The following is a 20758-nucleotide window of genomic DNA, read 5'->3' on the forward strand; positions in this document are numbered from 1 at the left end:
TATCTATTGAAATATTGAATTTTTTATAGGTTGATTCAGGGTGGTATGATCAAATACCAAATCGTTGCCCATTACCGAACTGCAGTTGGTGGGAATGGCAATATTGAAGTAAGACCGCTCACTGATTTTCTTTAGGAGGGCAAGTCCCTCTGCATTTGAACCCAGGTTGCAATCATATATCAAGAGCTGCAGATTGGTTCCTTGATAGAGCCCCTCGAGCATCGATAGTTCAAATTCCTGATCGATTGCTTCGGAATCATAAAGATTGGATCCCAGGGCAATGGAATTGTAGTTTGCATTTGCAAATAAATGCAGGGCTTCAATCGATTGATTTTGCTCCAGATAGTTTCGAATTACTTTCCAGGCATTCTCCTCCGAGCCAATTTCCAAGACCATGGAACCTGCTGGTTTATTGTTTAAAACTTGTTGTTTTTGGGAATAGTTGGAGTCGATGATAATCAATTCATCTGACTGGGCTGTGGCCTTTATCATGAAAAGGATAAATAGCACAAAAAAGAAGGATGAAGATTTTCTGTTTACTTGATTTTTCATTGAATTATTGAATTTGGTTTTTTAGTTTCAGTATGATTTTTTAGTTCAATTATTCAGTTCAGAATGGACATAGCATGGTTTGGCCACCTGAACAGTAGCAACTCTACGGATAGCCCCAACTATTGATTTTTACAGGGACTCAGTGATAAATTCGGAGATTATTCCTTGGAAGTGTTAAGTAGATTTATTTCATAAAAAGGGAACTGTTTTTTAAGGTTTAAAGTTTACCCGATGGATATATTTTTCTTACATTTCGAGTTTTTAATTGTAAATATTTTCTTATCTACAACCTAAGAAACGGCAGTAAAAAAATCTTATTTCAAGAAATCCTTTGACAAATTGATATTTATCAATTTTAAAGCATTTTCTTACAATTATTAGAAGTAATTAAGTAGGAAAGAGTGTAAATTTTGGTGTTCTCCATCAGAGTAAAATGCTTTTTACACTTAGAAAAGGACCTTACTTATTTTATTTCCTTAAGAAGTCTGGAAAGGGTTTCTGGTCTCATAGCTAAAAAGGAAGCCAAGTATTTTTTTGGTATTCGCTTAGCAATTTGAGGCTTACATGTTTCAATAAAATAATTTAAACGTTTTCGGGCGTTTGGGATTCTTGCCAAATACACACGATGCTCTGCCAATATGTAATATTCCTCTAAGAAAATCCTATTGATTTGGCGCATCTCAGGAAAATTGTTCAAGCAGTATTTGTAGTCCTCATATTCCAAATAGTCGCAATGCGTATCTTCAAGAGCCTGAATATTTTCCATACTTTTTTTGTTTCTAAAAAAGCCGGTGATGGAAGTAAAGAGTTCGTTTTCGGTATCTATCCAAGTTGTAATTTCTTCGCCATCACTTACATAATAGCCTCTTACCATTCCTTTCTTGATCAAATACAATCTATTGCAGATTTCCCCCTCTTTGCTGATGATCTCATTTTTCTGGAAAGAACAGCTCTTTATATTTTCAATTAAATAGGATTTGAGCTTTGGACCAAGTGGGAAGATAGAGTTTAGGTAGAAAACGATAAATAGGTTCTTTTCTAGGTTGGGTTTGGCCTGCATATTTGGTTTTGGTTGTTTTGAGAGATTTTAACTTTCATCAAAAATAGCATTTTGAAGCAATTGAAAGAATAAGAATAGACCGAATATCAAAATTTTCCAAAGCCCCATTTCATAGAGGTTTTGAATCGCGGTTATGAACAGCTAATGGATTTATAAATCCATGAGAGTTTTGTTGAAATTCGATAGTGTTTGTTGCCTGGAAGAAGCATATTTACAACTTGTTAATTCTCAGAAATGTATGCAAACACAGGTGGCTTTAAAACGAATCGTATATCTCAATCTTATACTAGTATTCTGTTTTGGATGTACCCAAAAGGAATCATTGGGTGTATTTGAAAGTGAAGAGCTTAATTTTAGACTGGAGAAAATAACGGACAGTATTCGTGTTCCATTTGGCATGTGCTTTTTACCTAATGGTAAAATGTTGGTAACCAATCGGTTTTCAGGAGAAATACTTCAAATCAATGTAAAGTCGGGCAAGAAAAGAAGGCTAAAAGGTGTACCGAGATCGTATTGTCGCGGAGATGGAGGTGCCCTGGATATTTTACCTCATCCCGATTATGAAATTAATGGATGGTTATATTTTTCCCATTCCATTGGGGATTCCATAAGTAGTTCCATGGCAGTGGAGCGATTCAAACTCTTGGGGGATTCTATTGTAGAGTTACAGCGAATTTTTACCGCATCTCCTTTTTTTAAGTCTCCAAGTCATTATGGCTCCAGAATGGCGATAAAAGAGGGTTATCTATATTTTACGATGGGGGACCGGTATGATTTAATGGATTCGGCCCAGACCTTGAACAACCATTTGGGAAAGGTAATGCGCATCTTCGAGGATGGTCAAGTCCCCAAGGATAATCCATTTTATGAAGTTTCTGGAGCAAAACCTGAAGTCTGGAGCTATGGACACAGAAACCCGCAAGGCCTCACACTGCATCCCAAAACAGAAGAGCTTTGGCTACATGAACATGGCCCAAAGGGTGGGGATGAACTGAATCGCATTGAACCGGGAAAAAACTATGGGTGGCCTATAATCTGCCATGGAATTGATTATGATGATACCCCTATCGGAGATGGAATCACCCATATGGAGGGTATGGAACAGCCCATGTATCATTATACCCCTTCCATTGCTCCAAGTGGCATGGAATTTTACACTGGGGAGGAGTTTGCGGAATGGGAAGGGAATCTTTTTATTGGCGCCATGGCATTGACCCACCTAAACCGATTAGTTTTAAAAGATGGCAAAGTGATTCATGAAGAAAGGTTGTTGGAAGATTTTGGAAGGAGGGTACGCGTGGTTCGTGAAGGCCCAGATGGATTGCTATACCTTGGGGTGGATGGTGGCATGATATTAAGAATGGTTCCTTTATAAACTAAGAGAATAAACCATCAAAGTACAAGCAAACAATACCTATCGTTTGACGAGCTTATACGTTATCGGTTTGTTTGCTTCAATGACCACCACATAAATTCCTGGAGCAAGACTATTCACGGGTATCCGAATTTCCTCATTGGTCATCTTATAGGTTGAAGCATGTACGAGTTGACCATTCAATCCATAAATGGAAATTGGAAAGGTGCCGTTTATACCGGTTGTCCTGATGATGGCCTCCTCAGTATTTGGGTTAGAATGAAATACTAAAGCTTCCTTGTTACCTAGATCAATTAATTCTGAATAAGAGCCTTCGCACGGCACAGCCGAGGATATTTTTAGAAGATCACCTTCTTTCACGGAAACTTCAAACTCATTATTTTCAAATGTTCCTTTGGCTAGGTTGTTCACTTCTAAAAGATAGGGAGGGGAACCTGCTTTAACATTCACCGTGACCTTAACAGCACTACCTTCTCCGGTAATTGAAGTGGTAATGTCCGCAGGAAGTACTTCTTTCACCACGAGCTCATAGCATTGTTCAATAGTACTATTTCCATCCACACCAATACATAGCGAATAAGTTCCAGGAGCTAGGTCGGTAACTGTCAGCTCGGAATTAAATAAATATTCTTGACCGTTAACAGATGCTTTATAATTATAGTAGTCTCTTGCAACGATTGAAATTGCCCCATCATTATTGTCCACACAAGTTTCTCCATTGACTTCGATTAAAAAATTGTCATGGCTGAAACTAGCATAACCGTTATAGTAAGCGTTTGCCAATTCAAATGCTTCGCCTCCAATTTTCTCTCCCATGATTCTACCTGGAATATCATCGATTGGAGGATGTATTCCTCCCCAAATTCTGGAAAGGCTGGTCTGTTCGGAAGCATCTTGATAAGTGGCCCATTGAAGTGTCATGTTCTCACTTGGCCCTTGTTCAAATACTAGGAACTTATTTTGTTCTATATCAAAGACACCCATACCTCCCGGAAAGAAAGTATCTCCTGTAATCATAGTTAGAACTTTTGCAGCAGCTCTAGAAAAAGTGGAATGCCCTGAGACGTATCCAGCAAAAGGAGGTGTTACAAACGACGGCCTTTGGTATGGCCACCAATGCGTTCCAAGAATCCAACCAACACCTGCCACATCCTGGGTTGGGTCTGAAATAAAATCGGGACCACGCCAACCAAAGATTTTAATTTTTCCTACGTTCTCATCAGAAGGGCCGGCCAACGGATCTCCAATTTCAATTAATTCAATTTTTCCAGGAACCAATGGAATACCATGAGGGTGATAACTAGGCAAGTTTGTATCTGAACTTTGGCCGTTTGATGCCATATATCTTAAGGCGGATATTGGTCTGATATAATCATAGTAACCTTTAATGCCCCATGTATTTACGGCGGCATCGTGCATAGCGCCACCCAAGGCCAGATACGATTTTACATCCCATTCCAGATCATTCAACAAAGGCCCGTCACCAGTAAATTGTTTTACTAGATCTGGATGGTCCGAAACATAATTGAGAATAGTGAACCAATGCCCCGGTGGCGTTTCCGAATCTGGACCATCTGCCCAGAACTCTGCCAAAACTCGGGCATAATCCGCTCGCTTCACTATTTGGGGTTCGTATGGTTGTTGAGTAAACGGATTGATAGTATGCCCTGTTCCTATATCACCTCCTTCAAGAAAGTCGTAAAAGGACTTATATTCTTCAAAAGAAGACGGGTATTGACTTAAATCGATATTTCCAATGGCGCCAGGAGAAATATCGATAGAAGTTGGGTCACTGGGATCCAAATGTGATGACCACAAAGCTACGAGTGCAAAGTTCCATTTATAGGGGTCGTCTATTCCGTTGCCATTTTCAATATTTGGAGGAGCCCCCGGGTTGTTGTAGACATAGCTCTCAAATCCGTTATTAAGAACCTCCAGATCTGCTTCTTTTAAAGCAAAAGGAATTACCTCTCCCCACTCTGGACTCAAAAAATCGGGGGTGTCCCCAACAATCAAATTTCCACTTTGGTCTACAAAATTTTCAAATTTTAGAGGTTGCCAACGATTAGGGTCGTTTAGTGTATAGGCATCTTCGTAAACTTCCAATTCCAAAGGTTCATTAATTGAGGTATACTGTTGGTTTGAATATGCGTTTATCTCGTTTGAACCATCCTCCAAACCGAAAAGAATTAACTGCTCACTAATATAGTTGCCCAAGGCGGCGTAGGAGCCATTATTATAATCAACATCTGTAAAGTAAGGATCATAACCCAGATTATTGAAGAGACTGTTTATTGTCTGTATGGTGGCGGTTGAGCCCGGAGAGTTGGAAAATCTATGACTCAACAGGCGATACATGGCATAGCTCATAACTTCATTGATGGCCTCCTCAACATTTTCAGGGTCTTCAATTCCATTAAATTCACATGCGTAGCCTCCAAAACTTTTTCCCAAAAAAACGGTTTCAGCTTCATCTTGGAAAACGGCCCAAGCATCGTACATGGCAACAGAACTGTGGAAGAGGTTTCGGGCATGTACCGTAGGTCTTGCATAATCCCAACGGATGGCATTCAATAAAGCTTCGTTCCACAATCTTGCCACGGAATGATCAGATAGGTCAGGATTTGGATCATCTCCATTTCCACCGCCACTGTCTATGGGATTTGTGTTTTCTATCAACGTCAAGGCTTGATTGGCACTAATATTCTCAAAACGGTCCACAATTCCGCTTAGCCATGAGACCTCAATAAAGTCCACGGTCGTAGCAGGTCCCAGACCAAAAAATTCGTAACTGCTATTTTGGGACAAATAACCTTCTCCGCATAGAGTATATCGATAGTAAACCTGATTATCGATTCCAATTTTGATGAACGATCCTACCCCCATGCGATTGCTCTGGGTGCCTTGTAGTTTTATTTTGAGCCAATTGTTTGAGGTAGTTGTCTTGTTTTCCCATAGGTCGATGGGCTGATTGTCCATGTTGATTACCACCAAATCTGGAAGCCCATCATTTTGGATGTCCCCTAGGGCATTACCAAAGCTATTGGCGGTGTCTTCTTCGAATCCATTGGAACTTGGAATGGTATAATTCCCAAGTCCATCATTTTCAAGATAAACTGCTGATAGCCTTCCATCACTGCCATCAAGATGACTGCTCATGAAAAGATCCAGATTGGTATCGTTATTCCCATCCAAAAAGGCAGCCCCCCAAGCATAGCCATCAAATCTGGTCCCATTTTCCAGTGCAATATTGGAAAAGGTTCCATCCCTATTGTTGCGCATGAAGGCATTTCCCAATACACTTGTTGGATTATAGTGAGGATAAATGTTAGTAATGTAGGCATCAAGAAACCCATCATTGTCATAATCCTCAATTGTGGTGGACATTCCGTCAACAAGGAGGTCCATATTGGATAGAATACTTACATCCTGAAATGTTCCATCACCTTTATTACGATATAGGGTATTTGCGATAAGACCTTTGTCATTGGCCAATAAAATATCTTGGAACCCATCTCTATCAAAATCAAGATAAGATGCGCTCAAGGTCATTTTCCCGGTTAAATGGAGACCTGCAGCTTGGGTAACATCGGTAAATGTTCCATCTCCATTATTGTGGTATAACAAATTGTGGTTTCCATCAACGGGAGTTCTAACCATAATAAATGGATCCAAAAACCCATCATTGTCATAATCTCCCCAGCACGCTCCTAAAAATTCATAGGGTTGTTGGGAGATTTGCGAAGAATCTATAATATCAGTAAAAGTATTGCCGCCATCATTTCTATAGAGCCAGCATCTTCCCTCTGTGCTGGCAGCGAAGAAATCGTTGTCCCCGTCGTTATCAAAGTCAACCCAAATGACCTGCCTAGACTGAAGACCATTGCTGGTTATCGGTAAATTTTGTAATTCAAATGATCCACCTACGTTTCTTAAGAATTGAAAATCTCTGGTAGTGGAAGATGGCACGGTAATATCATCCCAGCCATCATTGTCATAATCCATAAAAGAAATCCCAGGCCCGAAGAATGCTCCCAAGTCTCCATAAGTTATTTCTTCTGCACCCAGTAAATCTGGACTTCTTTCGTAAAATGTCTGGCTATAACCTAATCCTATTGACATTATGGCGCCCAAAAAAAGAAACCATTGTAATCTACTTCCCATATAAAGCCTTACAATTTAATAACACAATAATAACAATTAGGGAGGGAATGTTCAAACTATGGGGTTTAATTCCCAATAATCAATGCTATGTGGAGGTAAAGCTTTTTATTTTGATGCAATGAAGTATTTCAAACCTTTGCAACTTGAAAATACCCTTGACAATTGTTTTTGACTTGTTTAGGGTTTCATATCTTAACCAAAAATATTTTCTATGACCATTTTTGTTGATATGGATGAGGTGATTGCGGATGCGTACAACGCCCATATTGAAATCTATAATTCCGAATATGAGGCCAAACTTTCTGCTGAAGAATGTCATGGGAAAGAAGTTTGGCAATGCGTGCCCAAAGAACACAAAGAGTCCATTATGGGACATGCTCATCGAGTGGGATTCTTTCAAAGCCTCAAGGTTATTTCCCAAAGTCAACAGATACTATCTGAATTGTGCAAAGCACACGAAGTATATATCGCCTCTGCGGCCATGGAATTTCCAAATTCCTTAAAGGAAAAATCAGATTGGTTGGATGAGTTTTTTCCTTTTATACCCTGGCAGAATAGGATATTATGTGGCAACAAATTTATTTTAAAAGGAGATGTCCTTATAGATGATAGAAGTCGTAATCTAACATCTTTTGAAGGGCGCTCAATCATGTTCACGTCCCCTCATAATGTAAACACCACGGATTTTGAAAGGGCCAATAGTTGGGAGGAAATAGCAGAAAAACTTTTATAAACCTCAGAATGTATAAGTCACTTCTCATTTTTAGATTGGTTTGGTTTGGAGGCATATTGCTCCTACAAGGCTGTGCCGCACAATCTCAATTGATTGAGAATGAATTACAGACCGTTACAAAAGAAAACCTTCGCTATTACCTCTATTATCCAAAAGGTTATGAAGCCAACGAGGACAGTGAGTATGGGATTTTACTCTTTTTACATGGTGGAGGAGAAGCAGGAGGAAATCTTGAGCAGATAAAGGAGAATGGACCACCCAAACTTTTGGTAGAAGGGAAACAGTTTCCTTTTTTGGTTCTGGCTCCACAAAATCCTCATGAAAAAAAGTGGTGGAACACCGAAGCGGTTGTCCAATTATTGGATTCAGTAATTGAAACCAATCGAGTGGATAAAAATCGTATCTATTTAACAGGACTCAGTAGGGGAGGAAATGCAGCATGGGAACTGGCCACCCAATATCCCGATAAATTTGCTGCCCTAGCCGTGGTGTGTGGTATGGCACCCTTGCCCTATGCACATTGGATTGACAAAGAAATGCCCATATGGGTTTTTCATGGTGCCAAAGACGATGTGATTCAGGTGAGTGAATCGGACGAAATGGTTGCAAAGCTAAAAAAGATGGGGTACCAGGTTAAATATACCCGTTATCCCAATGTAGGACACAATGCATGGGAAAAAGCATATACCACAGAATCCTTGTATACTTGGTTTGCCCAACAAAAACGTGTAAATTGATTTAGATGAAGTATTCCATATATATTCTAGTCTTACTTGTGTCAGTAATCGGCTGCCGCGAAAAACAACAGGAGGTACCTAAACAATTGGTTCCGGACCAACAGGTTCTCAGGGAAATTGAAGAACCAAATGTCCAAAAATCGAAATTGAGAAGTTTTGAAGGTTTGGCAGACACTACTTTTGTTCGTTTGGCGGATTTTAGCGAAGATTTTGTTTATGATCTCCGTTATGCCACTGAGAACAATTTCCTAAAGGCCAAGGTCTATGATTGTGCCGAATGTTACACCAGGGTGAAAACAGCCAAAGCCCTTATAAAGGCAAACCAAGATTTTATCACCCAAGGAGTCCGAATCAAATTTTTTGATTGTTATCGCCCTAATTCGGTGCAGTACAAGATGTGGGAGATAGTCCCCAATCCTCAATATGTGGCGAACCCGGTAAAAGGTTCTATCCATAACAAAGGGGGTGCGGTGGATATCACTTTGGTTGACATGGAAGGGAACGAACTGGACATGGGAACGGATTTCGACTTTTTTGGAAAAAGGGCCTATCACGATAACCTGGATTTGCCCGAAGAGGTTCTAGCCAATAGAAAGCTTTTGAAAGAAACCATGGAGGCTCATGGATTTTGGTCCATTAGAACAGAATGGTGGCATTATAATCTCTCCGCAGGCTCCAACGATAAAGTCGCAAATTTCAAATGGGATTGCAAAGACTGAACAAATTCAAAATAATGAACAAAATAAGACTTACACCTATTTTAATATGCCTAGTAACGCTTATGGGAACTAATCTTTCAGCCCAGGACGCTATCGTGTCCTTATGGCCCAATAAAATACCAAATCAAAGTCCATCAAAAGAAAAGGAAGAGGATGTAGTTGAAGATATCAGATGGATACGAAATGTCCAGAATCCAATTATTGAAGTCTATTTGCCTGGCAAGGGTAGCGCAAATGGCAGAGCAGTTTTGATTTTTCCAGGTGGGGGTTATCATGGGTTGGCCTATGATTGGGAAGGCTCGGACATAGCCAAAATGCTAAACTCCAAAGGAATTGCGGGAATTGTTGTGAAATATCGTTTACCGTTGTCAAAGTCCATCACTGAAAAAAAAGAGGTAGTGCCATTGCAGGATGCGCAACGCGCTATGCGTTTGGTAAGGAGTAGGGCAAAGGAATGGAATATAAATGAGGATGAGATAGGAGTAATCGGTTTTTCCGCGGGAGGTCATCTGGCATCTACCTTGGGAGTTTATTATGGGGAGCAGGTTTATGAAAAACAGGATGATGTAGATGATCTAAATGCGCGTCCAAATTTCATGGCCTTAATTTATCCGGTAATCTCAATGGAAGATGAAACCACCCATGTGGGGACTAGAGGAGCGCTTCTGGGTGAAAATCCTACCGATGAACTGATCAACCGTTTTTCTACCCATAAAAATATATCAGAAACCACCCCTCCAACATTTATATTGCATGCTGTGGATGATGAAGCAGTTCCTGTTGAGAACAGCGTGTTATTGTTTAGCTCATTGAAGAATAAGGGAGTTCCCGCGACCATGCACATTTATCCGACTGGCGGACATGGATTTTCATTGGCTTTACAGGACAAGCGATTGAAGGGTTGGGTAGGGCTGCTGTTTGATTGGATTGAAAATTTGGAATAAGCTCTACACCTTCTTACAACGCAACACCACCATAGTGTTGTTTTCAATTTTTGTGAAGAATAGATACGTTTCCCCACCATCCTTGATTTTATGTTTTTTTCGAAGTTCGGCTACCGAAAGAGGGAAGTTTCGTGTGGTTATGTTTGCCTTTAAGTTCTTTTGGGTCTTGAACAGGTTTTTTGAATAGGGAAGGATTTCCTCTACCTTGAATCGTCGTCCGGGAAAATCCTTCAATTCTGATGAAGTAAAAAGATGGGAATGCGGGTGAAGCTTTGTTAATTGAAACTCTCTACCAACACTTTTGAACCCTCCGGATTTTAATATAGCAGCGTTTGGTTCATAGAGATAACTTTCAGGATTACCGTAGTTGATGATTGCTTCGGATTCTCCGTGCAGCCAAAAATCAAAAATTTGATGGGTATCCTGAAGAAGATTGGCAGTTCTGATATGAATATCCCCTAAAAAACCATGCTGCAAAACAAATAGAAGCTCTTTTACTTCATTTTTAACTGCAACAACATGGATTTCCTTGACAAAATCCAATTCCTTTATTCCTTGTTTTATATCCAACAGGGGAGAAGTTTTCACTAAGATATTTTTAGTGCTTTGAAAAAGCAATGAAAGATTTTCGGGAAGATTTGGGATACAATCTTCCAACAAAAACACCTTTCCTTTATGGTCACTTCTTCGAGAAGGATCAACATATAACCAATCAAAAGTTTTGTCTATGGTTTTTAGATAATCAATTCCGTTTTTTGCAAGACAGTTTATATTATTTTGATTGAGTACCTGAAAATTATGTTGAGCTATTTCACTAAGGTTGGAATCTATCTCACAATGAACGACTTCATGGAACTTTTTTAAAAAAAAATAACTGTCCACTCCCAAACCACCCGTGAGATCAACAAGGGAATTTCCACTGATCATATCAGCTTTGTAGCTTGCTGTTTTCTCCGAACTGGTTTGCTCAATATTTAGTTTGTTGGGATAATAAATGTTTGGAGTACCAAACCATGTGGGGAGTTTGTCCTTGCATCTTTTCTTTGCTTCAAGCTGTTCTACCAACTCCTTTTGGGTAACATCTTGAAAAAGCTGTTTTTTTAATAAAACTGACATGGTGTCAGCATTCCATTTTTTATTTATAAAATCCTGTACACCAGTATTTAATATAGATTTATTCAAACTGTTACTACAGGTTTTTGGTCAACTTTTTCACAAATGAATATTCTGCGAGAAATTCCTTGAGAACCACTTTGATGGCGGTATAACCAGGTACGGCTACAACCATTCCAACAACACCGAAAACAAGTCCAGCAATTATAATGACCAAAAAGATTTCCAGCGGATGCGATTTTACACTTGTGGAAAAAATAAAGGGTTGTGAAAAGAAATTATCAATAAGCTGTCCTATGACCAAACCGATTAAAACGTACAATGCCTTGGGAAGAATCACGGTGCTGAAATCGGCTCCTAGAAAACTGGTCATGGTCAATGTTACCATAATAACACCTCCAATGATCGGTCCAATGTAGGGGATGATATTAAAGAGTGCACAGAGGAATGCAATCACGATGGCATTTTCCACACCTACAATCAAAAGGGCAATAAAATAGATTACGAACAAGATGAACAATTGCAATAAGATTCCGGCAAAATATCTAGACAGCAACCCGTTGATCTTCTCAATGGACTTTACCATATTGCTCTCTTTGTCATTTGGAATAAAAGTGAGGAGCCCGTTTTGGAACAACTTGCGATCTTTTAAAAAGAAAAAGGAAATAAAGAGTACAGAAAAAAGTCCTATACTGAAATTGCTAAGTACGTTGACAAAAGAGTTAAGGAAATTTGGGATAAAACCCAAGTCAAGTCCCTGAAGTACACTTTCTTCCAAATGGGAGTCTTGGATTAAATCCGAAACATTGCCGGTGGTGGCGCCAAAATAATCCAATATTTGAAGGTAGAGCGTATTGATATCAGCTTTTAGAGCTTCAATGTCAAGCAAAGAAAGGTTCCTACTTTGTTCAGATATCAATGGAATGAATAGAGCCAGAATTCCCACGAAGATGGACAGCATGAAAATCATAGTGGCAATTACCGCCAGAGTGTTCGGAAACTTTAGCCTTTTGCGCAAAAAAAGAACCACTGGCCTTCCCAATAGGGCAATTACCGTGGCTATGGCCAAATAGGCCAATACTGATCTTATTGCATATAAAAAATAGGACAAGAGGGCAATCCCCACCAATATTCCTGTGGCCCTCAAAATTCCGTTGGCTATTGTTCTCGAATTCATGAATCAGCTTTTAAAGACATATTCAATTATGTTTGCGCCCATTTGTAACGCCTTTAGTCTTACCTCTTCGGGGTCATTATGCACCGACGGGTCTTCCCAGCCATCACCTAGATCACTTTCATAAGTAAAGAGGAGAACTAACCTGCCACGGTCAAAAATGCCAAGGGCTTGGGGCCTTTGTCCATCATGTTCATGTATTTTGGGAAGGCCGTCCGGGAACGCATATTTTTGATTGAATATGGGATGATCTCCTCCCAATTCTTCAAGTTGTTTATCTGGAAAAACCTTTTGGAGTTCCCTCTTGATATAGGGCTCCATACCATAGTTGTCATCAATGTGAAGAAAGCCACCAGAGAGTAAATAAGTTCGGAGATTTTCAGCATCCTCATCCGAAAAGAAAACATTACCGTGCCCTGTCATATGAATGAACGGATACCTGAAAATTGAAACACTCCCAATTTCCACCGATTCTACATTGGCATTTAGTTTAGTATCAATATTGGCATTACAGAACTGTATCAAGTTGGGTAGGGCAGTTGGATTGGAATACCAGTCACCTCCGCCACCGTATTTGAGGACGGCAAGTTCTTGCGAAGCAAGGTTGATTGTCACAAAAAAAGTTAAAAAACACCCTAGTGTAGTAAGTAGCTTCATCAGATTGCGATTAACCAATTGACCAAAAGTACAGTATTCATGATTAAAAAAGTTATAATTTCATCGATGGCCTTTTTTGGGATGTCCTTGATGGCGCTTTATACCGCCCAGATGGAAGACCGAATTGAGGACGAAATTGAAAGTGCTAAAGATACATCTTTCGCACCTTTGGTGGTCTTGGAATTGTTTACTTCACAAGGTTGTTCCAGTTGTCCACCTGCGGATGAACTTTTGGAAAAGGTCAAAAACCAATATCCGAAGGAAGTCTTTGCGCTATCTTATCATGTGGACTATTGGAACTATATAGGCTGGAAAGATCCTTTTTCCAAATCAATTTATACCAAAAAGCAAAGCGATTACAATCGAAAGTTTGGTTACAGTGGCAACTATACCCCAGAGTTGGTAATCAATGGAAGGGAGCATTTGGTTGGGTCGAATCAATACAAGTTGTATTCAAAAATAGCCGCATACAAAGGTAAAAGAGCAGAAAACGATATTGATTTATCAAACATTGAATCCTTAGGGAACAGGGTTTCTTTTGAATATAAGATTGAGGGAAGTCTGGAAGGAAAACTAGCAAGAGTGGTTTTGGTATTGAACGATAAGACGACCAAAGTTACCCGTGGAGAAAATAGGAATCGGGTTCTGCGGAACAGCAATATAGTAGTTGCCGAAAAATATGTGGAGTCCGTGGATAAGAATGGGGCTACTACAATCAATATTCCGGCGACTGTTAATGCCGATGATAATTTGATCTTAATGGTGTTAATTGAGAACGATAACTTGGATATTACAGGGGCATCCAAGGCTTCTGTGGGTCGCTAACTATTGATCATGGCCACAATGGTACATGCCACGATTGCGGCCGTTTCAGTCCGCAGCCTGTGCTTTCCCAAAGCAATGGGGACATACCTATTTTTGCTGGCCAGATCAATTTCAGATTTTGAAAAATCCCCTTCAGGTCCAATCAGGATGGTTACATCCTTATCTGCGGCCACTCTTCGTTTAAGTTCCATTTTTTCTCCTTTGGCACAATGTGCAATGAATTTTAATCCTTTATTTTCTTGTTCCAGAAATTGTTGATATGATATCATCGGGTTGATCTTGGGCATAAAGGTCCTGAGTGATTGTTTCATAGCAGCCTGGACTATGCGTTCCATTCGCTCCAATTTTACAGTTTTGCGTTCAGAGTGGTCGCAGAGTATAGGAGTAATTTCATCGACCCCAATTTCTGTGGCCTTCTCCAGAAACCATTCGTAGCGATCGTTCATTTTTGTTGGGGCAACAACCAAATGCAACCTATATCTCTTGGGAACTGTTTTGTGCTCATTGACAATCTGGGCCTTACATTTTTTTTGGTCGGCGATTAAAATCTCGGCCTCATAAAGATATCCTCTGCCGTTGGTGATATGTACCACATCACCTTCCTTTTTCCTTAAAACACGGGTAATATGTTTACTTTCCTCTGGAGGAAAAAAGAACTGTTTGTAGCTATTGTCCAGTGAAGGATTATAAAATAATTGCATAAGTCAAAGTTTGCTTTTTGCGTGTTCCAGTCCAAGTTCTACCCACTTGTACAATTGTTCTTCGGTTGCAAACCCCTTAGGGGATACAAAAACAAATTCCTTCATGGGCTTTCCGGTAAAATCCATGGGACGGACGAACTCTTTTTCTAAGATTTCTTCCATTTTTTCATGTACAACCCGGACCATTAAATCGTCTTTAACAGGGCCTACGGTCATTTTTCCTTTGTACAGAAATGCAATACCTCCGAACATTTTTTTTTCTTCAAAGGTTTCAGGAAATAAGGCTAAGGATTTTCTTATCCTCAGTACGGTTTCTTCGTTATAGGCCATACTTTAAAAAATGGAAATGAAAGGTAGGGATAATATTGATAAAACTTCAACTTCCTATGGCGTATCTGGCCTTGGCCGCCACACTTTGATCAGTAAAGTTTTCTGCTTGGTATTTAAGATAGCCTACTATACCGATCATAGCCGCATTGTCTGTGCAATATTCAAATTTCGGGATATATGTTTTCCATCCTAAATCAGCTTCGGCCTGTTTGAGTTTGCCCCGGATTCCCGAATTGGCGGCTACGCCTCCCCCTATGGCTATTTGTTTTATTCCGGTCTGCTCAACGGCCATTTTGAGCTTCTCCATGAGTATTTCCAGAATTGTATGCTGCACAGAGGCACAAATATCATTGATGTTTTGAGAAACAAAATCAGGATTCTTTTCGGTTTCTCTTTTCAGAAAGTAGAGAATACTCGTCTTTAATCCACTAAAACTAAAATTAAGCCCATCTACTTTGGGTTTTGGAAATTTAAAAGCTTTGGCATTGCCTTGTTGGGCATATTTGTCCACCAAGGGACCACCGGGGTATGGAAGACCCATTAGCTTGGCACTTTTATCAAAAGCTTCGCCTACAGCATCATCCAAAGTTTCACCCAAAACCTGCATATTGAAATAATGGTCCACTTTGACTATCTGTGTGTGTCCTCCGCTTATGGTCAAGGCCAAAAAAGGAAAATCAGGAGCTTCTTTGCCTTCATCTTCAATGAAATGGGCAAGGATATGGGCTTCCATGTGGTTTACTTCAATCAAAGGTATGTTTAACCCTAGAGCCAATGATTTGGCAAATGAGGTGCCCACCAATAAAGATCCCATAAGCCCTGGGCCTCTTGTAAAAGCTATGGCGGATAGTTGTTTTTTGTCGATATTTGCTTTGGCCAAGGCTTGGTGTACCACCGGGACAATATTTTGTTGATGCGCCCTGGAAGCCAACTCAGGTACAACACCACCATATTGTTTATGGATTTCCTGGGTGGCCACCACATTGCTCAATACTTTTGTATTGCACATTACGGCTGCTGAAGTATCATCACAGGAAGATTCAATAGCAAGGATGTATCTTTTTTGGTCTACCACAAATTTTGGAACAAAAATTGGATGTCAAAGGTAAAACATAAAGCCCTATCAAAAAACTGAGGAAAATACTGCTTAGATCTGTATTGGCAATTTTGCTGATCATGGTCTTGGGTTCTTTGATATTGTCCATGCCTGCGGTACAGACCAGAATGGCAAAATATGCCATGGAATCCATCAACCAGGAATTTGGCACAAACATTTCCATAGACAGGGTAAGTCTATCCTTGTTCAATCTCAATACAGGACTCAAGGGCATTTACATTGAGGATTATAAAAAGGATACACTGGTGTATATTAGAAAATTATCTACATCGGTGCTCAACCTTCGAAACATGTCCAATGGTAAAATGGAGTTTGGGGATATCGACATTGACGGATTGTTCTTTAACCTAAAGACCTATGAAGGTGAAAGAGATACCAACTTAGATGTTTTTGTGGCAAAATTGGATGATGGTCAGCCAAGAGCACCAGGTACTCCTCCCTTTTTTATGTCTTCGGATGAAATACAGATTGAAAATGGAAGGTTTGTATTGATAGACGACAATTTGGAGAAGCCCAAAACTTTGGATTTTCACGATATGAAAGTTTTGGCGGAAGACTTCCAAATCTTAGGACCGGATGTAAGCCTGAAAATCCAAGATCTTTCTTTGTGGTCCAAACGGGGAATACAACTTCAACGACTTACTACGGATTTCAGCTATACCAAACAGGATATGCAATTCAAAGAATTGCAGATCAAGACCCCAGAGTCTGAAATCAATGGGCACCTTACTTTTAACTATAATCGGGAAGATTTTTCCGAATTTTTGGATAGGGTACAGATCAATGCCGAATTTAATGAATCCACTGTTGCATTGAATGAAGTCAATGCTTTTTACAATGAGTTTGGTAAGAATAAGGTCGTTTCGTTTGCCAGCAAGGTAAGTGGGGTGCTCAATAAGCTCAAAACAGAAGAACTTTTTGTGCAGACAGAGAATACGGGAATCCATGGTGATTTTGAATTTGATAATTTGTTTACCGATGATGCTCCCTTTATTATGCGAGCGGATATTGGCAACCTTACCTCAAGTTATTACCAGCTAAGAGCTCTTTTGCCCAACATTTTGGGAAAGAACATTCCTTCGTCCCTTCAAAAAATGGGTCAGTTTACCATTCGTGGGGATGCTGAGGTTACAGAGACTTCACTTGACGTTAAGATTAATCTGAACACGGCCATAGGCAGTAGTTATACCGACTTGCAAATGACCAATATTCAGACTATTGATGATGCTTCCTATATTGGATTTATCTCCTTGATAGATTTTGACCTTGGTAATTTTACGGAAACTGAAAATCTGGGCTTGACCTCTTTGGATGTGAACGTTGAAGGAAAAGGTTTTATAGCAGAATATTTGAATACCGAAATTATTGGCGAGGTCTATAAATTGGAATACAATGACTATGAGTATAACAATCTAAGGGTATCAGGTGTTTTAAAAGAACAGCTTTTTGATGGTTCGCTCCTGAGCAATGACCAGAACATAAAATTCAATTTTAAAGGACTAGCTGATTTTGGGGAAGATCAGGCCAAATTCAATTTTATAGCTTCTGTGGATTATGCAGATTTTAGGGAATTGAACTTTATCAATGATAGTGTTTCAATTTTTAAGGGAGACCTCAATATGGATATTGAGGGTAACTCTATGGATAATATTTTGGGGCAGGTCCGTTTCTCCAACACCACCTATCAAAACATAAACGACACATACTATTTTGAAGATTTTGTGGTTTCTTCCTCGTTTGATAAAGACACCATTAGAACGGTGGAGATCAATTCACCGGACATTATCACGGGTTATGCCAGAGGGAAGTTCAAGGTGGAGGAATTGGGAAGATTGGTTCAAAATTCCGTAGGAAGTATCTATACCAATTACAAACCTTACGAGATTTCAGACGACCAACAACTTAATTTCAATTTTAAGATTTACAATAAAATTGTGGATGTGTTCTTCCCAGAGGTTGCCTTTGGACCAAATACATTTATTAGGGGAAATATCATTGCGGATGAGGGGGATTTCAAGCTAACATTTAAATCACCTAACATTGAGGCTTTTGGTAACAGTTTTGAAGAGGTAGAGCTTAAAATCGATAATAAGAACCCACTTTTCAATACGTTTCTTTCCGTTGAAGATATGTCCACCGTCTATTACGATGTCAAGGACTTCAGTATGATCAATACTACCCTAAAGGATACCCTGTTCTTTAGAACAGAGTTTAAAGGCGGGAGCGAATACGATGACAGCTACAATCTAAACTTCTACCACACTTTTAATGAGGAAAACAAATCGGTGATTGGTTTAAAGAAATCCGACATCAATTTCAAAGGGAATAAATGGGTCCTCAACAAAGAAGGAAATAACAAGAACAAGGTAATTCTCAATAGAACTCTGGATAGTATTGTTGTGGAAGATGTGGTCATGGACAACAACGACCGGGAACAGATAAGATTGAGAGGGGAATTGGCCGACTCAACCTACAAGGACTTGGATTTACAATTTAAAATCGTTTCCCTAAACAAAATAACCCCAGCTATAGATAGCTTAAAATTGGATGGTGCGGTCGACGGATTCTTAAATATCCTTCAAAAGGATGGTAAATACTTGCCCACATCAAGTTTAAATGTCAAAGATTTTAGTGTCAATGATATGAGATTGGGTGATTTGGAAGTAGGAATTTTTGGCAATAATGACCTCACGCAATTTGGAGTAAGCACTTGGTTGAACCACAATGGTGTGGAAAAGATGAGCGTGAACGGTAAAGTGCTCAACCAGAACAATAAACAAGTATTGGACCTGTGGGCCAATTTCACGGACATGGAATTGGAGCCTTTCAGTCCGTTGGGCGAGGGAGTTATTTCCAACATTAGGGGAAATGTGAACGGAAGTGTCAAAATAGTGGGAGATGTAAATAATCCTTCCATAAATGGATCTTTAAGTCTTAACCAAGCGGGAATGGGTATTCCATATCTTAATGTGGACTATGATTTTGCGCCTTACTCCAGGGTCAGGTTGTTCGATCAGACCTTCTATTTTGAGAATGTTGGGCTATCCGATGTAGCAGAAGGCACGACGGCTACGCTGGATGGTACCATTAATCACACCGCCTTTGGCGATTGGTCCCTTGATCTTGATGTAGATACGAACAACGGACGTTTTTTAATATTGAATACTGAATTTGATGAAGAAGCTCTGTATTATGGTAGTGGATTTATCAATGGTACAGGAAGTATCTATGGCCCAACGGATGCGCTTACCATTGCGGTAGATGCCACAACGGCAAGAGGAACTTCCTTGAAGATACCTCTAAGTGATGTAACCAGTGTTGGAGATTATTCCTTTATCAATTTCATAGAAAAGGAAGGGGAAAAATCCTTTAAGGAAGAACGTGTCCTGCAAGATTACCAAGGCTTAGAGATGGCTTTTGATTTGGCTGTGACCCCAGATGCCGAAGTGGAGATCGTGGTAGATCAAAATACGGGGAGTTCCTTAAAAGGAACTGGAGAGGGAATATTGTTGATTGAGATCAACACCAATGGAAAGTTCAATATGTACGGTGAGTTTGTTGCTGTTACCGGCGAATACAATTTTAAATATGGAGGGGTAATAGATAAAAAATTCCAGGTACGTCCTGGTGGAACCATACTTTGGGAACGCGACCCCCTTGCAGCACAGTTGAACCTTGAAGCGGTCTATGCACTTAATGCAAACCCCGCACCTCTGTTGGATAACCCCGGATACACTGGTAGAATTCCCACCGAAGTAGTAGTCCGGTTGGATGGCGAACTGGAAAGCCCAAATATTAATTTTGATCTTGATTTTCCAGGGACCAATTCCGTGGTGCAATCTGAATTGGAATATAGACTACAAGACCCTACGGTAAAAGAACGGAATGCATTTTTCCTTTTGGCACAAGGCACCTTTGTAAATGACCAGACCGGAATAAATCAACAAGCGGTTACAGGAAATCTGATACAGACCGCCTCTGGGCTACTAAACCAGATTCTGGCTGGGAACAATGACAAGTTCAACTTGGGGGTTTCCTATGAGCAAGGCCTATTGGACCCAAATGCCGAGATTCAAACCGAAAACAGGATTGGGGTAACAGTTTCTACGCAGATATCAGATAGAATTTTGGTAAATGGTAGGGTAGGGGTTCCAGTTGGCGGAGTTTCAGAAACTGTTGTGGCAGGAGACGTGGAAGTACAGGTGCTGCTCAATGAAGAAGGAACTTTGAGCGCCAAGATTTTCAACAGGGAAAATCAGATACAACAGTTTTTAGCGGAACGGCAGGGGTACACCCAAGGTTTGGGTCTTTCCTACCAAGTGGACTTCAATAGTTTTAAGGAGTTGATGCAGAAAGTTTTTAAAAAGAAAGAGAAACGGTCTCAAATATCACCACAGCAAACGACCCAGGAGGTTATGGGCAGGGATAGCCTAATACGTTTCAAATCAAAAGACAACGTTGCCAAAAAAACGTCGAAACAAGATTGAATAATCTAAAAAAATCTTCTAAAATTATTACGAAAACGTTTGCGAAAACCCTTGAAAATAAATAAGTTAA

At 39.9% G+C, this 20758-nt stretch carries 16 protein-coding genes; 7 read left to right on the top strand and 9 right to left on the bottom strand.

The genetic code is table 11. The features are described 5' to 3' along the window. Positions 1 to 3: 3 nt before the first annotated feature. Together DX873_RS17770 and DX873_RS17775 are read right to left on the bottom strand one after the other, a co-directional pair. Positions 4 to 552 (bottom strand): DUF4347 domain-containing protein, encoded by a 549-nt coding sequence (locus tag DX873_RS17770; protein WP_116185847.1) that lies wholly within the window; start codon positions 550 to 552, stop codon positions 4 to 6. 463 nt (positions 553 to 1015) lie between these two features. After that, a complete protein-coding gene (locus DX873_RS17775; RefSeq protein WP_116185848.1) occupies positions 1016 to 1612 on the bottom strand; it encodes a Crp/Fnr family transcriptional regulator in 597 nt (198 codons plus the stop codon). A 238-nt stretch (positions 1613 to 1850) separates the two neighbouring features. Between DX873_RS17775 and DX873_RS17780 the strand changes: the two genes are divergently transcribed. Continuing rightward, positions 1851 to 2987 (top strand): PQQ-dependent sugar dehydrogenase, encoded by a 1137-nt coding sequence (locus DX873_RS17780; RefSeq protein WP_181899560.1) that lies wholly within the window; start codon positions 1851 to 1853, stop codon positions 2985 to 2987. Positions 2988 to 3026: 39 nt separating this feature from the next. Here the strand turns inward: DX873_RS17780 and DX873_RS17785 are convergent, their stop codons facing one another. Further along, complete coding sequence (locus tag DX873_RS17785; RefSeq protein ID WP_116185850.1) at positions 3027 to 7151, bottom strand: FG-GAP-like repeat-containing protein; 4125 nt, start codon at positions 7149 to 7151, stop codon at positions 3027 to 3029. Between the two features lie 211 nt (positions 7152 to 7362). Between DX873_RS17785 and DX873_RS17790 the strand changes: the two genes are divergently transcribed. From DX873_RS17790 to DX873_RS17805, 4 genes are read left to right on the top strand one after another with little or no spacing between them, the layout of a single operon-like run. Beyond that, a complete protein-coding gene (locus tag DX873_RS17790; protein ID WP_116185851.1) occupies positions 7363 to 7884 on the top strand; it encodes a 5' nucleotidase, NT5C type in 522 nt (173 codons plus the stop codon). A gap of 8 nt (positions 7885 to 7892) precedes the next feature. Further along, entirely contained in the window at positions 7893 to 8621 is a 729-nt protein-coding gene (locus DX873_RS17795) for a carboxylesterase family protein (RefSeq protein WP_116185873.1), read from the top strand. Between the two features lie 5 nt (positions 8622 to 8626). Then, the gene (locus DX873_RS17800; RefSeq protein WP_116185852.1) at positions 8627 to 9340 is read left to right on the top strand and encodes a M15 family metallopeptidase; all 714 of its coding nucleotides are present in this window, start codon (positions 8627 to 8629) and stop codon (positions 9338 to 9340) included. Positions 9341 to 9354: 14 nt separating this feature from the next. After that, positions 9355 to 10284, top strand: a complete 930-nt coding sequence (locus DX873_RS17805; RefSeq protein WP_116185874.1) for an alpha/beta hydrolase — start codon at positions 9355 to 9357, stop codon at positions 10282 to 10284. Between the two features lie 3 nt (positions 10285 to 10287). Here the strand turns inward: DX873_RS17805 and DX873_RS17810 are convergent, their stop codons facing one another. The 3 genes from DX873_RS17810 to DX873_RS17820 form a co-directional block, all read right to left on the bottom strand. After that, positions 10288 to 11400 (bottom strand): THUMP-like domain-containing protein, encoded by a 1113-nt coding sequence (locus DX873_RS17810; protein ID WP_313777752.1) that lies wholly within the window; start codon positions 11398 to 11400, stop codon positions 10288 to 10290. Positions 11401 to 11473: 73 nt separating this feature from the next. Beyond that, the gene (locus DX873_RS17815; RefSeq protein WP_116185854.1) at positions 11474 to 12574 is read right to left on the bottom strand and encodes an AI-2E family transporter; all 1101 of its coding nucleotides are present in this window, start codon (positions 12572 to 12574) and stop codon (positions 11474 to 11476) included. A gap of 3 nt (positions 12575 to 12577) precedes the next feature. Continuing rightward, entirely contained in the window at positions 12578 to 13228 is a 651-nt protein-coding gene (locus tag DX873_RS17820; RefSeq protein ID WP_116185855.1) for a DUF4159 domain-containing protein, read from the bottom strand. Between the two features lie 39 nt (positions 13229 to 13267). Between DX873_RS17820 and DX873_RS17825 the strand changes: the two genes are divergently transcribed. Further along, entirely contained in the window at positions 13268 to 14053 is a 786-nt protein-coding gene (locus DX873_RS17825) for a DUF1223 domain-containing protein (RefSeq protein ID WP_116185856.1), read from the top strand. Here DX873_RS17825 and DX873_RS17830 read toward each other — a convergent pair. Genes DX873_RS17830 through tsaD form a run of 3 tightly spaced genes read right to left on the bottom strand, consistent with a single transcriptional unit; the run spans position 14050 to position 16159 of the window. Beyond that, complete coding sequence (locus DX873_RS17830) at positions 14050 to 14754, bottom strand: 16S rRNA (uracil(1498)-N(3))-methyltransferase (RefSeq protein ID WP_116185857.1); 705 nt, start codon at positions 14752 to 14754, stop codon at positions 14050 to 14052. The two genes, DX873_RS17825 and DX873_RS17830, sit on opposite strands and share 4 nt — an antisense overlap. Positions 14755 to 14757: 3 nt before the next feature. Beyond that, a complete protein-coding gene (locus tag DX873_RS17835; RefSeq protein WP_116185858.1) occupies positions 14758 to 15084 on the bottom strand; it encodes a TfoX/Sxy family protein in 327 nt (108 codons plus the stop codon). Positions 15085 to 15130: 46 nt separating this feature from the next. Continuing rightward, positions 15131 to 16159 (bottom strand): tRNA (adenosine(37)-N6)-threonylcarbamoyltransferase complex transferase subunit TsaD, encoded by a 1029-nt coding sequence (tsaD, locus tag DX873_RS17840; RefSeq protein WP_116185859.1) that lies wholly within the window; start codon positions 16157 to 16159, stop codon positions 15131 to 15133. Positions 16160 to 16287: 128 nt separating this feature from the next. On the opposite strand from tsaD, the gene DX873_RS17845 reads away from it, so the two are divergent. After that, entirely contained in the window at positions 16288 to 20688 is a 4401-nt protein-coding gene (locus DX873_RS17845) for a translocation/assembly module TamB domain-containing protein (protein ID WP_116185860.1), read from the top strand. Positions 20689 to 20758 lie beyond the last annotated feature (70 nt).

It is taken from the genome of Flagellimonas nanhaiensis (assembly GCF_003382275.1).
Lineage (GTDB): Bacteria > Bacteroidota > Bacteroidia > Flavobacteriales > Flavobacteriaceae > Flagellimonas > Flagellimonas nanhaiensis.

What these genes read in the sequence shown, in the direction of transcription:
- DX873_RS17845 (WP_116185860.1), top strand. Translation starts at nt 16,288, where the DNA reads ATGCCTGCGGTACAGACCAGAATGGCAAAATATGCCATGGAATCCATC.
- DX873_RS17790 (WP_116185851.1), top strand. Translation starts at nt 7,363, where the DNA reads ATGACCATTTTTGTTGATATGGATGAGGTGATTGCGGATGCGTACAAC.
- DX873_RS17810 (WP_313777752.1), bottom strand. Translation starts at nt 11,400, where the DNA reads ATGTCAGTTTTATTAAAAAAACAGCTTTTTCAAGATGTTACCCAAAAG.
- DX873_RS17830 (WP_116185857.1), bottom strand. Translation starts at nt 14,754, where the DNA reads ATGCAATTATTTTATAATCCTTCACTGGACAATAGCTACAAACAGTTC.
- DX873_RS17775 (WP_116185848.1), bottom strand. Translation starts at nt 1,612, where the DNA reads ATGCAGGCCAAACCCAACCTAGAAAAGAACCTATTTATCGTTTTCTAC.
- DX873_RS17770 (WP_116185847.1), bottom strand. Translation starts at nt 552, where the DNA reads ATGAAAAATCAAGTAAACAGAAAATCTTCATCCTTCTTTTTTGTGCTA.
- DX873_RS17780 (WP_181899560.1), top strand. Translation starts at nt 1,851, where the DNA reads ATGCAAACACAGGTGGCTTTAAAACGAATCGTATATCTCAATCTTATA.
- DX873_RS17815 (WP_116185854.1), bottom strand. Translation starts at nt 12,574, where the DNA reads ATGAATTCGAGAACAATAGCCAACGGAATTTTGAGGGCCACAGGAATA.
- DX873_RS17805 (WP_116185874.1), top strand. Translation starts at nt 9,355, where the DNA reads ATGAACAAAATAAGACTTACACCTATTTTAATATGCCTAGTAACGCTT.
- DX873_RS17820 (WP_116185855.1), bottom strand. Translation starts at nt 13,228, where the DNA reads ATGAAGCTACTTACTACACTAGGGTGTTTTTTAACTTTTTTTGTGACA.
- DX873_RS17795 (WP_116185873.1), top strand. Translation starts at nt 7,893, where the DNA reads ATGTATAAGTCACTTCTCATTTTTAGATTGGTTTGGTTTGGAGGCATA.
- DX873_RS17825 (WP_116185856.1), top strand. Translation starts at nt 13,268, where the DNA reads ATGATTAAAAAAGTTATAATTTCATCGATGGCCTTTTTTGGGATGTCC.
- DX873_RS17835 (WP_116185858.1), bottom strand. Translation starts at nt 15,084, where the DNA reads ATGGCCTATAACGAAGAAACCGTACTGAGGATAAGAAAATCCTTAGCC.
- DX873_RS17800 (WP_116185852.1), top strand. Translation starts at nt 8,627, where the DNA reads ATGAAGTATTCCATATATATTCTAGTCTTACTTGTGTCAGTAATCGGC.
- DX873_RS17785 (WP_116185850.1), bottom strand. Translation starts at nt 7,151, where the DNA reads ATGGGAAGTAGATTACAATGGTTTCTTTTTTTGGGCGCCATAATGTCA.